We start from the raw sequence: 12378 nt of genomic DNA on the forward strand, positions 1-12378 counted from the left end.
TATTTGATAAGATTGCTCCGTTTTATGTTGAAGCTACTGATGTCAACGACCACATTTCTTTTTCCATCTCAAGCAATTCTTTCGCCTTTGCATGGAGTAGGTTCAGATTCAATTGTTTATCATCTGATAGTGTTTTGTTAATGAAAATTTGCTTGATAGCTTTCCAACCTTGTTGAATGCGCTTGTTTGCCCGAATCATTTCTTTGCCTAACGCTTCGTCTATCTGGCCTAATTCAATTAATGATTGAATCAAAAAGCTGTTGCCGAGCTGACGATTTTCAATAATATTTATGCCTATTAAAGAAATACTAATATAATCGTCAAACTGATCCGTTGCTGCCTTAATATCCCATAATCCATCAAATGAGAATCGGGCTAACTCTTCCACCAATCGTTCTGCATTGCGCCTTACATCTTGAATCGATAGTTGATAGGGTTCAATTTCATCATTAAATTGATAAGTAAAAGCATGCGGCTCTCCGTTGGCTGGAGTTGTCACCGCTGTAGAATTCATAAACGCACGAATAAGCCTTTCCTCCGGCACTTCATGAGTACGGTAGCCTTCAATATCATCATCTAGGACAGCGTACATTTTCGTTTCAGGGTCATAACCATTAATGATGGAATAATGACTCATGTGAAACTTTTCCCACGCAATATTTTTAGGGAGCCAATAAAATAAGTCAACGTGGATCTTAACAAGCTGCTTCTTCTCCAAAATAATGTGCTTAAGCTCTTCAACAAAATGGTCCATGTCTTTAAAGAAGATTGACTCTTCTTTAACAATGACTTTGCTCAATATGTACTTGTCCCAGTTCGTACTATAATCCAACACCTCGATGGTAGGCGTCATAAATGAATAATCAATAGCTGCCCCCCATGTTTTATAAGAATAGTCGTTCATATAGGAGGCGTATTTGTAGCTTGGTTCTAACTGGCTTGCAATCGTATAGTGGGAGTTCAAAATGCAATTCATCCAAAAGTCATTGTACGGTGTTAACGGTATGGAATACTGCATGTACGAGCACCTCTTTCCTTATAATCGAATGATTGGCATAGTGTTGTCAGTCATCGGGTCTATAAAAAGATAGATAAACGTGTATCCATGACTTGCAGCATGTGGGTAGGATCTTAGTTGTGTAATTAAAATGATTCGAAGCAAAGCCTGTAGCCTTACATGAGGAATTATCTATGATGAAGTTTAATAGAATAACACAAGCATTACATAAACTTGAACATTAAGAAAACGTTATAAATATACGAAGATATACATAATTGTTCATCGAATCGATAAACATCAACATATACATAAACAAAAAAAGGAGCTTGCCTCGAGAATATCTAATTATACATGTTCATCCCATAACAAGTATTCAAAGTATCACTTTCCGAGAGTGTGCAGATTTCCTAAAATCAACCTAAAGATACACCAATAATTTGTAAATATTATTGATTCTCTTAATTAAATTGTTTATACTTCTTAATAAATCATTAACAGCATGAAAATATTGCTAATAAGTTGCTATATCTAGAAGAATACCGCTAACTATATCTCCTGTCAATTGTTATAGCGCTTGAACTTTGGAGATTATTTCCCATCTACTTTACATATTGTTGTGTAACTACTATCCTATTACTTCTTTGATTTGCACAGAAATGATAGTAACTGATATGGCTTTTCGATTAATTGTTTATTCACATTTTATACATATATAAATGAGTGGAGGGCTTTTAATGGAACACATCTATTCAGCTTCAGTTATCATTCCTACTTACAATCGTATTAACAATTTGAAACGCTCATTGGATTCTTTAGTCGAGCAGCAGCTTCCTAAGGATGAATTTGAAGTACTTATTTGTGACGATGGATCAAGTGAAGATACGCTAGGATTAGCGAGGAAATACGATGGATTATTGAACATCAAGTACTTTTTTCAAGAAGACAAAGGTTTCAGAGCTGCTGCTGCACGCAACCTAGGTATTCGCAATGCGGAAGGTAATCTATGCATTTTCATTGATAATGGGATTATTCTGCATAAAGATGCGATTCAAGAGCATATCAATGCTCACCTAGAAAGTAGTCAGCCAAGTGCTGTGCTGGGCTATGTTTACGGTTATGACATGGCAACTAGCAATCATGAGGAAATACGAGGAGTTGTCGAAAATAACTCTATAGATGGTGCTATAGAAACATTGCGCAATATGAAAATTCTTGATATTCGCGAGAGGCACTATCTTGAGTTCGGGGACGATCTTGAAGCATGGCCTGCCCCATTTGTTGTACTCTGGACATGTAATGTTTCTGTACCTCGGGAAACACTGCTCGAAATCGGGATGTTCGATGAGAACTACACCACTTGGGGTGGAGAAGATATCGATCTAGCCCTGGCTCTTCTCCAGCATGGAGCTAGCATCAAACTAGCACGAGCTTCGATGAGCATTCACTTCCCACATGAGAAAGAGCACGACTGGGAAATTGACGAAGAAAAGGGCAAATTGGAACTGAAGAAAAAGAAAGAATATTTGATTAGCAAATATTCATCTCCAGAATTGAAACGTTGGATGGAGATAAATGACATAGACGAACTCAATCGAGCACTATTAGCAGAACAGCAAATCGTCTGATAGCTTATACATTTCATGGATGTATACTAGGGGGGATGCCAAGTGTATCCCCCCTGTTGTTGTACCGATTCCATTTTACCAAGCCATAATACGCTTAATCTCTTGAGTAAGTTGATCTGCCATTTTAACATGTGTATTCGTAGTCGGGTGACCCTCTTCACCAAGCCCATCCCGCTGCGTATCAATCAAATCAAATATAAGTGAGTACATATTCAAATCGCCAGCCGCACGAAGTTGTTCACATGCCTCAACAACATAATCTTTAAGCGGCCATTGTTGAAAAGGACCAAGTGCCATTATGATCTTCGCCTGAGGATAATTGCTGCGTATACGTGTAACGAATTTACAATAGGTTGTGACAAACTCTTGTTGATCAATAGCAAAGTTATTATCATTGGTTCCTAAATTGATGACAACGAGATCAGGAATCCAGCTCGAAAAATCCCATCTTGATTCAGGTATGATTGGATTAAGCCTTTCATATTGTACTGGCATCGTGTTATCTCGATTATTATCATAGTTAACGACTAAGCCGATACCAGATACAGCTATCGTGTGATGCTCAGCGTCAAGCGCACGAGTTGCAATCGTGCCATAAGCAAGTTCGTTATTTTCATTTTCGGGCTTCGTAAGATCCTCTTCCCTACCTTCATTACCAGAACCGCAGCTTATTGAATCGCCAATAATCTCTACTTTCCGTGTAAACCGTGCTGGTGGTTCTAGAAAAGTCCCCCCGTCAGACAATGTGAAGCCCATAAATTGAATACTTCCGAACATCCCTTCCGTCCGTTTATATACTTCAATCGTATGTACATCATCACTAAGATCTGTTGCCAGCGTGTATACCGATACCCCAGCATCAATGTAGAGCTTGTAAGGCTCGCCACCATCAATGCTCACATTAACCCATGAGTGATCTCTATGCTTCACGGTCATATACATCGTAATAGAAGAGCCTTCAAACCGAGCTGCAATCGAACTTCCCGGCCAAGATAGTATAGGTCCACCATCATCTGACCAATCTATTCTCCCCACATAACGTATACTGTTTTGCATATTAAATTGAGAACTCTTCAACTGTTCGTCGCTCGGCCGCACGATTGGCTGCCAATACTTGTTCATTACTTCCACTATTATGTCCACTCCTTAAGCAATCGTTAGCGTCATCGTCAGACTCACGCTACAAAGGCCGTTCTGTCTCTACTAATGCCAAACATACTACTAACCTATTTGTATCCCACAACGATAATGGAAGATATACGTAAATATTGTAACATACAAGAAGAAAACAATAGATATTTTAAGCTATAATAAGATTAGTTTTCTTCATTTATTTGGAAACAAAGTAGAAAGGAGCCTCATTCCATGAATCGAAGGTCCAATCGTGCCATTGTCGTTAATCAGATCGGTTATCCGCTCCATAGCACTAAACAAGCTGTGTTCACCAAAGATGGAACCTTTCATGTTGTGAACGAAAGCAGTGGGATAGTAGTTTTTACAGGGCGAACGAGTTCCTTAAACAACGATCCTGCTAGCGGTCACATGGTGGCTCTCGGTGATTTTAGCGAGGTGAATGAAATTGGTAGATTCTATATACAACATGAAATAGAAAACGTGACCTCTGCCCCATTTTCAATCCAGCCGCATCCGTATACCGCTCTTCATCACGGACTATTAAAAGCATTCTATTATTTTCGCTGTGGACAAGAACTTACACCAGAACTTGCTGGCCCATGGCACCATAGTGCCTGCCACTTAGCAGAGGGATTCGTTTATGACAATCCTGAGCAAAGATTGGATTGCTCTGGAGGTTGGCATGATGCTGGTGACTACGGAAAATATATAGTACCTGGAGCAAAAGCGGTTGCCGATCTGCTGCTCGCATACGAGCTGTATCCCAGCGCCTTTCGTCGTCCCGTCCCTATTCCAGAAACAGATGGATTCCTTCCAGATGTACTGCATGAATGTCGTTGGGAGTTAGATTGGATGTTTAAAATGCAACACCCGTCCGGAGGTGTGTTTCACAAACTTACTACACATCAGTTTCCTCCACTTACTACTTTGCCTGAGCACGATCTAGAGCCACTTATCTTTTCCCCCATTTCATCGACAGCAACTGGTTGTTTTGCTGCGATAATGGCAAAGGCTGCACGAATCTACCAACCATTTGATGCAAAATATGCACATAAGTGTATTCAAGCATCTGTTCTCGCATGGGAGTGGTTAATGAACAATCCAGGTGTACTCGCATTCCACAATCCACCTGATATAGGTACAGGCGATTACAGTGATCAACAAGACATAGACGATCGTTATTGGGCTGCTTGTGAATTGTACGCTACAACACATAACCCCGTTTATCAAGATGCATTGTTGACAATGAGCAAAGAAGCGTTCCATAAATTTGGACTTTGCTGGTCCAATATAGGTGGATACGGCAGTATAGCCTATCTACTGAGCGATATTACGCAAACGGATTGCGAATTATACGATCAGTTGTTAAGTGGCCTTCGGAATGAAGCAGACTATATGCTTTGGAAAAGTTCAACAGACGGATATGGCATTTCACTGCTTAAAGATGAGTATATTTGGGGCAGCAACAAAGTGGTCATGAACAATGCTATGCTGTTATTGATAGCCTATCGCTTTTTTGAAGACAAACGATATGAAGCAGCTGCATTGAATCATGTTCATTACCTTTCAGGGCGCAATTCGCTAGATCTAAGTTATATTACAGGTTTCGGAGATCATTCTGTCCAACATCCGCATTACCGCCCAAGTATCGCAGATGACACTACAGACCCTGTACCTGGACTTGTTAGCGGTGGGCCTAATGCTGGCTTACATGATGAAATCTCCAAGAAAAGCCTTCAAGGTCTGCCACCAGCTCAATGCTTTATCGATCATGAAGATAGTTACGCCACCAATGAAGTAGCTATTTATTGGAATTCGCCTGCTTTATTCGTACTCTCTCATTGGGAGCAGCAGAAATAGGCAAGAGAGATGCTCCGTCATTCACACACTTGTTACATCACTGAATGACGGAAGCTAATCTCTTTTCTTTTCTAAAAAAACTAAACCTTGCACAATGACTCACTTTCCACCTTCTGTCCATATACATTTACATTCCATATGGAAAATCCATATGTAGTTTCCCTTTCTAACATAAGTATGCGAACGTATCGGCCCTCACCATGGCAAACAATTACCTCTTCGCTCACTTCCACCTCTTCTTCTCCTTCTCTTCTCTCTTTTTCTTTCGTACTGATCGTTACCCATGTTTCACTATCATCCGACACTTGTATTTCATACTTCGTAGCAAAAGAATACTCCCACTGGACAACAACGTGTGAAACAGCCACTCTCTCTTCTAAATCAATACATAACCACTGCGGCTCCGAGAATTCGCTGCTCCATCGCGTTGAACTATTCCCATTTACTACATGGTTAGCTGGAAAAGTCATACCGTCAAAACCTGGTTCAACAGACGAGGCCGATACCATTTTATTCAAAGCCCAATCCTCTCCTAGGATACTAGGCTCAGTTCTTATTTCAATCTCCGCTTGCAATTGCGATACGTTTCCAAAAATATCTTTAGAGCGAACGACGATACGATAGTCTGTATCTGGCTTTACGTTCTGGAACTTATATCTCGTCACTCTCGTTTCAACCATCATGTCATTTATCGTAATTTCAAATGCTATGACATGATCTTCTAGCATTGGCGCTTCCCATTCAATAGCAATACTATCGCTCGTGATTGCCAGTGCTCTTAATTGGGATGGACCAGCTGCTAATTGTTCGGGTTTGTTCCACGAAGATGCTTCAGCATCCTGTGCTATTTCTTTTTTCAAAGCAAGTAATGTTAAGCGCTCATATTCTCGTAACCCTGCCACTCTCTCAAGCAAATCATCAATTTGCACGGGCTGTTTTAATATATGGATTTGTGCTTCTTTTTTAATAATTACATTTTTAAGCCCTTCCGCCAGATCAGAACAGTAATGCAGCATAGGTGACACATACGAGGGTACTTGAAGAAGGTTAACATAACTGGAGAACATATATCGTGATCCACCTAGCACAACAAACAACTGTATTAACGTATGGAAGATGTCTTTCCTCTCTTCCGTCGTCACATATGGCAGCTGATTGACCATTTCTACAGCTTTATCAAACAATCTGGAGCTTCCCGTTTCCTTCATGATTTGTTGAATCGCTCTATCAAGAAATAATTGCTTTGATTCAGCAGTGAACTCAATATTATGCACATGCATGGAAAAGAGCGGATACTCCAATTGACTGACTACATTCAGTACAAATTCAGAATCGTATCTTTCAGATGCAACATGTCGAATATCATTCAATACAGCATGTTCCTGATTCACAAACTGCTCTATCATCATATAATGCGTAGATTCTCCATCCATAAAATGAAGCTCTGGAAAATACTTAGGCTTTAAACCAGCAAACACGACATGTTTATCATGCAAATTCATTTCAATAAACCGCACAGCCTCACTGGTAGATGAGCCCTCAAAATCCGTAAACTTCACGCCTACTTGTAAAAGGTCAGCATCTTCCAAACACTCCATATTTAAAAGCCAGAAGCCTTTTTTCTCCTCTAGTAATTCTTTATATAAATTATCCGAACTTTCATAGGAATTATAAAAAAGATGTTCTGCTTGATGCCCATAACGAAGCAAAAGATGAGCAACTGAAATTCTGTAACAATTGAGATGACTTCTACGATAGAACAAATAATGATTCATACCATCACCCTTTTCTCGATCTTCTATCATTCCATATAAAGTTCCTATAGTCATAAGGCTAAACATAAATCACTTAGTTTCATTATATTTATAAAATAATGAAATTGTTTATCAGATCTTGTTGTCGAATTTTAAGTTATTACGCAAAAAAAATCCCCTCCTTATTTATCACCGTAATGAGAACTTCGTCGTTCTCTAGTGTTTTCCTTAAAGAGGGGATACTATTTCTCTATTTATTATTTTCAGCCGCTATTGCAGCTGCTTGTTTGAATAACGCAATGATCATAACCGTCGTTACGACATACAAAAATGACATCGGCTGACCAAGTGCCTTGAAAATCGGAGGAGATACAATCGAAAAAGCTAACATGATTATCGTACCAAATAAGTTAATCGCACCATAAAACATACCACGTCGCTTAGCTGTATCAGCCAATTTCAATAAAGACTTGCCATTCGCCCATTCACGCACACCAGATGTAAGCAGCCAGATTAAATAAATATTCGTTGCCAAAATAGCGATACTTTGCACAATCGCAGACCACAACCATAACTGTTCACCCATTAATCCAGCTACAAAGGGCCCAATAAACTCATAACCCGTCAATACGATTACTACAGGCATAAATCGCTTCGCACGATAAAAAGATGGAGCTGTTTGCTGCAGCTCTGTCAAAGACTTCAGTACTAACAACATTCCGAAAACATCGGGAAGGACATCGACAACCCCCCATAATCGAATATCAATTAAGAAGACTAGCCCCCATAATATCCTTTTAAATGCTTGCTGTTCTTGGTTCATCCGCCAACCGACTCCCTTGTTGAAATAATCTCCTGTTGTCTCTTACATCTTTAATCACAATCATTTACCATTACATTCTATATTTCTACCCTATTGCATACGTGAATCAGTATACCGCTGATTCAGCAGTCAAGCAATGAACAAGAAAGCTCCCTCACACATATAGAATACGTTCATATACAATGAATGTAGTTCCATCCATAATTAGGGTAGATATTAAAGCGTGAATGAATTAGAGAATTGAAGTATAATAGAAACGATGTCTTTATGAGGGAATTCATTATATAATAGATAGATTGTCAGATTGCTGCAGGAGGTTAAACAATGGCATCGATCAAAATATTTTCTGATAGTACATGCGACCTACCACCATCACTAATTGAACAACATGATATCGGGATTGTCCCCCTTTATGTGACATTCGGTGATCAAGCGTTCCAAGATGGCGTGGACATGGACCCTGCTAAACTTTATGAAATGGTAGATCAAGGCGGTCAGCTTCCTAAGACTGCTGCACCATCTCCAGGTGACTTTGTCGCAAAGTTCGAACCGTTCGTTAAAGCTGGACAAGATATTATCTATATCGGTCTTTCTACAGAGCTCTCTTCAACCATTCAAAATGCGATTATCGCATCTCAAATGCTTGAAGAACATTCTGGACGTATTCATGTTATTGATTCCATGAATTTATCAACAGGGATCGGTATTCAAGTTCTGCGTGCCGCACGTATGGCTGAAGCTGGAAACAGCATTGAAGATATCATTCCACACATACAAGAAATGAGAAAGCATATCGAAACCGAATTCATCATCGATACGCTTGACTATTTGCACAAGGGTGGCAGATGCAGCAGCTTGCAGAACATCATTGGAACGCTGCTTCGCATTCGTCCAGTCATTAAAGTCGTAGATGGCAAAATGATTGCAGCCAGCAAAGTACGCGGCAAACGTGAAAAAGCATTGGAGCAGCTTCTAAGCAATCCTCTGAATTTGAAAAGTCGAATGGACAATGACACGATATTCGTCACTCATTCCTATTCTGATGAAGATGCTGCCCATGTGGTTGAGCAGCTTAAGCTGCTCACGGGAGCTAAGCACGTGTATACTTCGTATACAGGCTGTGTCATTTCAAGTCATTGTGGACCGAATACGATCGGTATCGTCTTTGCAACGAATAACTAGAGCCTATACTACACATAAGAAACGACAAAGAGAGGGAAGAAAAACGACTACTATCGTCGCTTTTCTTCCCTCTCTTCCTTATTTAACAGCAAACCATCTAAGTTACTTGCGGCGAAGTCCACGCTGCCAATTGTCTAAACACTTGATTCCGTTCATCCTGATAAAATTCTTTACGCAATATTCCCATAGCGATGAAGTCAAGATACATTCCATCTCGATATATCCGCTCTCTCAATCGACCTTCCTCTGTAAATCCACATCTTTTATAACTTCGGTATGCGCGTTCATTGTTACTGATTACATCCAGCTGTAATCTGTGCAAGCCTAATTGATCAAAAGCAAACACCATCAATAGGCGCAATGCTTCCTCACCGTAACCAGCGCCATGATAGGCTTTATTACCAATCACGATACCGAACGTACCCGTTCGATTTTTCCAGTCGATTTGCAAATCAACTTGTCCAATGTACGCCTCTGAATCCAGCTCAGCAATAACGAAACCGTACTCCTTCTGGGAAGGTTTCATTCTCATCTCTATAAAAGATTCTGTCATATTCATCGATTGAGGTGCTTGAAAAAGATCATGCAGTCCAGAGGTGATCGTGCCGTCATTTACCCATTTGCGAACTTCTTCGATATCTTCCTTACGGTACTCTCTTAACCGAATTCTCTGTCCTAAAATATGCGGCATAGCAAGCCCCTCCACCTTAATATGTCTACAATGATATAAAATAGTAAGAAGGATTGTAGTCATTTCACCCCATGATTATCAACCAGAATCTGGAGGTTGAGTAGCTACAGTTCGAGAAGCTAGCTTTAACATCACTTCAGTCGGCTCACCTTCTGAGGAAATTTGGGTCTGCTCCGTTACATACCCTTCTCCTTCTACCCTCACCTTGATGCCAAGGAAAGAGCTTATAGCGAGTACATCGCGGAGCGACAATCCATCAAAAACAGGCGTTGGAATATTTTCCGGCTTGTCAGTCAATATATATACGGTCGATCCTTTTGAAAGGGCTGTTTGCGCAGATGGATATTGCTTCAACACTTCGCCCCCTTGGCCAAATCGACGAATATTCATCCCTTCAGCTTGAATGGCCTTTACCGCATCTCCAACCGGCTTATTCGTTACATCCGGCATTTTTCGCTGATACCTAGCAGCAGCCTTAGCCTTTTCCTCTGTTGAAGGGACTACACCACTTAAGCGCAAACTACGCTCCATCGTAGACTTGAATACTGGCATCGCAACTTGACTTGCCAACGTGTAGTCTCCACCCAATTGAGGATCATCTACAACAATGCCAATGACATACTTAGGGTCTTCAACAGGAGCATAACCTGCAAAGGAGACCAACCATGTTGTTTTTGAGTATCCGCCGCCACTTTTTGCTCTTTGTGCCGTACCTGTCTTTCCAGCTACTCGAATACCAGGTATTTGGGCAGTTTGTCCAGTTCCATCTAGTACTACCTCTTCTAAAATTTCAGATACTTGTTTAGCTGATGCGACGGATATAACTCGCCTGCGCTCATCCTTATGCTCATTACTATCACTAGGTGGTATATCGCTTTTAACCAGTTGAGGTGTCATCCATTCACCACCATTGGCAACAGCCGCATAGGCAGATGTCATTTGGAGTCCATTAATAACTACACCACCCTGACCATAGGTAGTTGTTGCAAATTCAACTGGTCGGTTATACCTAACAAATCCCGCTACATCGCCTAATTCAACCCCCGTATTTCCATTCATGCCAAAAGCATCGGCATAACTCATAAACACATCTTCTCCAATAGCCTGACCCATTTTAACGAAACCAACATTACTTGATTTTTTAACTCCTGTTAAATAGTCTATTGTGCCCCAGCCGCCTCTTTTAACATCATGAAGTGGCTCACCTCCGACGATAATTTTACCAGATAGAAACTTGTCTTCAGCATTAAATTTCTTCTCTTCCACAGCTGCAGCCAACGTCACGAGCTTAAACGTAGAACCCGGTTCAAATCGTGAATACAGTGCATTATTCTTCATATCACGTATCGGATCGGATTTCGAATATGAATTCGGATTGAATGTCGGTGCGCTTGCCATCGCTAATATTTCCATCGTCTTCGGATCCATAACGTAACCTACTGCAAACTTCGGATTCCACTGTCGCATCATGTCTTGCATAGAATCCTCTAATATTTTCTGAATATCGACATCGAGCGTCAACTGTACTTGCTGCCCATCTTTTGGTTGCATGACTTGTGGTTTCGATTGAGGTAATGGATAACCCTTGAGATCACGCTGTCCTTTGATTGAACCGTCTTTTCCAGATAGTGCGTGATTCAATTCAGCTTCAATCCCCATAATCGGCTTACCTTCTCGATCAATATATCCGAGAATATGCGCCGCTGTCTCATTATAGGGATAATAGCGCTTCGTATCTCTCTGCAAACGTACACCGTACTCATAGAACACTATATCTTGACCTTGGATACGAGACTGTCCAAATGTTTGATTGAACTCTTCCAATCTGTCATAAGGCAAATGTCGACCCTGTGGGTGTAACTCAACTTGCGTCTTTTTCTTATTAACGAGCTCCATCACCTTGGACTCTGTTGTTCCTAATAGTCGTGATAGTTCACGCGCAACATCCGCTTCACGTTTGTTATCTCTAACCATTTCAGGGTGCAGCACGACATGATAAGACGGCGCGCTTGCAGCAAGCACTTTTCCATTACGGTCAACAATATCACCACGATGTGCAGGCATTTTAACCTCATACGCCCACGTCTTATTGTTATGCTGTTCATAAAATTCAAAATTGACCACTTGAATCCAGAAAAGTCTTATTAAAATGACGGTAACACATAGTATGAAGAAGCCGCCTAGAACGAGTGACCGAATCCGAATCCGTTTATTATGCAGCATACTACGCAGCCCTCCATACAAATTAGAATAATGAATAACGTGCACGGCCATCAAATGCTGAAAGTCATTAACCTTCGACTTATGTT

The 12378-nt window shown here is 40.6% G+C and carries 9 protein-coding genes; 3 read left to right on the forward strand and 6 right to left on the reverse strand.

The annotated features are described in order from the left end of the window. Positions 1 to 22 precede the first annotated feature (22 nt). On the reverse strand, positions 23 to 1018 hold the full coding sequence (locus IFO66_RS05820) for a hypothetical protein (protein WP_192024198.1): 996 nt from the start codon (positions 1016 to 1018) through the stop codon (positions 23 to 25). Positions 1019 to 1734: 716 nt separating this feature from the next. On the opposite strand from IFO66_RS05820, the gene IFO66_RS05825 reads away from it, so the two are divergent. Then, positions 1735 to 2625, forward strand: a complete 891-nt coding sequence (locus IFO66_RS05825) for a glycosyltransferase (RefSeq protein WP_192024199.1) — start codon at positions 1735 to 1737, stop codon at positions 2623 to 2625. Positions 2626 to 2700: 75 nt separating this feature from the next. On the opposite strand, the gene IFO66_RS05830 is transcribed toward IFO66_RS05825, so the two are convergent. Next, positions 2701 to 3747, reverse strand: a complete 1047-nt coding sequence (locus tag IFO66_RS05830) for an SGNH/GDSL hydrolase family protein (RefSeq protein WP_225445541.1) — start codon at positions 3745 to 3747, stop codon at positions 2701 to 2703. Between the two features lie 243 nt (positions 3748 to 3990). Here IFO66_RS05830 and IFO66_RS05835 point away from each other — a divergent pair, with 243 nt between their 5' ends. After that, positions 3991 to 5619, forward strand: coding sequence for a glycoside hydrolase family 9 protein (locus IFO66_RS05835; RefSeq protein ID WP_192024201.1), 1629 nt, complete (start codon positions 3991 to 3993; stop codon positions 5617 to 5619). 80 nt (positions 5620 to 5699) lie between these two features. Here the strand turns inward: IFO66_RS05835 and IFO66_RS05840 are convergent, their stop codons facing one another. Together IFO66_RS05840 and IFO66_RS05845 are read right to left on the reverse strand one after the other, a co-directional pair. Beyond that, complete coding sequence (locus tag IFO66_RS05840) at positions 5700 to 7424, reverse strand: discoidin domain-containing protein (RefSeq protein ID WP_192024202.1); 1725 nt, start codon at positions 7422 to 7424, stop codon at positions 5700 to 5702. Positions 7425 to 7623: 199 nt separating this feature from the next. After that, the gene (locus IFO66_RS05845) at positions 7624 to 8196 is read right to left on the reverse strand and encodes a hypothetical protein (RefSeq protein WP_192024203.1); all 573 of its coding nucleotides are present in this window, start codon (positions 8194 to 8196) and stop codon (positions 7624 to 7626) included. 324 nt (positions 8197 to 8520) lie between these two features. Here IFO66_RS05845 and IFO66_RS05850 point away from each other — a divergent pair, with 324 nt between their 5' ends. Further along, positions 8521 to 9378, forward strand: a complete 858-nt coding sequence (locus IFO66_RS05850) for a DegV family protein (RefSeq protein ID WP_192024204.1) — start codon at positions 8521 to 8523, stop codon at positions 9376 to 9378. Between the two features lie 97 nt (positions 9379 to 9475). Here the strand turns inward: IFO66_RS05850 and IFO66_RS05855 are convergent, their stop codons facing one another. After that, positions 9476 to 10069 (reverse strand): GNAT family N-acetyltransferase, encoded by a 594-nt coding sequence (locus IFO66_RS05855; RefSeq protein ID WP_192024205.1) that lies wholly within the window; start codon positions 10067 to 10069, stop codon positions 9476 to 9478. Positions 10070 to 10147: 78 nt separating this feature from the next. Further along, positions 10148 to 12292 carry a penicillin-binding transpeptidase domain-containing protein gene (locus tag IFO66_RS05860; RefSeq protein ID WP_192024206.1) on the reverse strand — a complete coding sequence of 715 codons (2145 nt, stop codon included), beginning with the start codon at positions 12290 to 12292 and terminating at the stop codon, positions 10148 to 10150. Positions 12293 to 12378: the final 86 nt, after the last annotated feature.

It is taken from the genome of Paenibacillus arenosi (assembly GCF_014841135.1).
Classification (GTDB): domain Bacteria; phylum Bacillota; class Bacilli; order Paenibacillales; family Paenibacillaceae; genus Paenibacillus_B; species Paenibacillus_B arenosi.

Excerpts from the sequence above, each read along its gene's own strand:
- IFO66_RS05820 (WP_192024198.1), bottom strand. The coding sequence starts at position 1,018 with ATGCAGTATTCCATACCGTTAACACCGTACAATGACTTTTGGATGAAT.
- IFO66_RS05825 (WP_192024199.1), top strand. The coding sequence starts at position 1,735 with ATGGAACACATCTATTCAGCTTCAGTTATCATTCCTACTTACAATCGT.
- IFO66_RS05830 (WP_225445541.1), bottom strand. The coding sequence starts at position 3,747 with ATGAACAAGTATTGGCAGCCAATCGTGCGGCCGAGCGACGAACAGTTG.
- IFO66_RS05835 (WP_192024201.1), top strand. The coding sequence starts at position 3,991 with ATGAATCGAAGGTCCAATCGTGCCATTGTCGTTAATCAGATCGGTTAT.
- IFO66_RS05840 (WP_192024202.1), bottom strand. The coding sequence starts at position 7,424 with ATGATAGAAGATCGAGAAAAGGGTGATGGTATGAATCATTATTTGTTC.
- IFO66_RS05845 (WP_192024203.1), bottom strand. The coding sequence starts at position 8,196 with ATGAACCAAGAACAGCAAGCATTTAAAAGGATATTATGGGGGCTAGTC.
- IFO66_RS05850 (WP_192024204.1), top strand. The coding sequence starts at position 8,521 with ATGGCATCGATCAAAATATTTTCTGATAGTACATGCGACCTACCACCA.
- IFO66_RS05855 (WP_192024205.1), bottom strand. The coding sequence starts at position 10,069 with ATGCCGCATATTTTAGGACAGAGAATTCGGTTAAGAGAGTACCGTAAG.
- IFO66_RS05860 (WP_192024206.1), bottom strand. The coding sequence starts at position 12,292 with ATGCTGCATAATAAACGGATTCGGATTCGGTCACTCGTTCTAGGCGGC.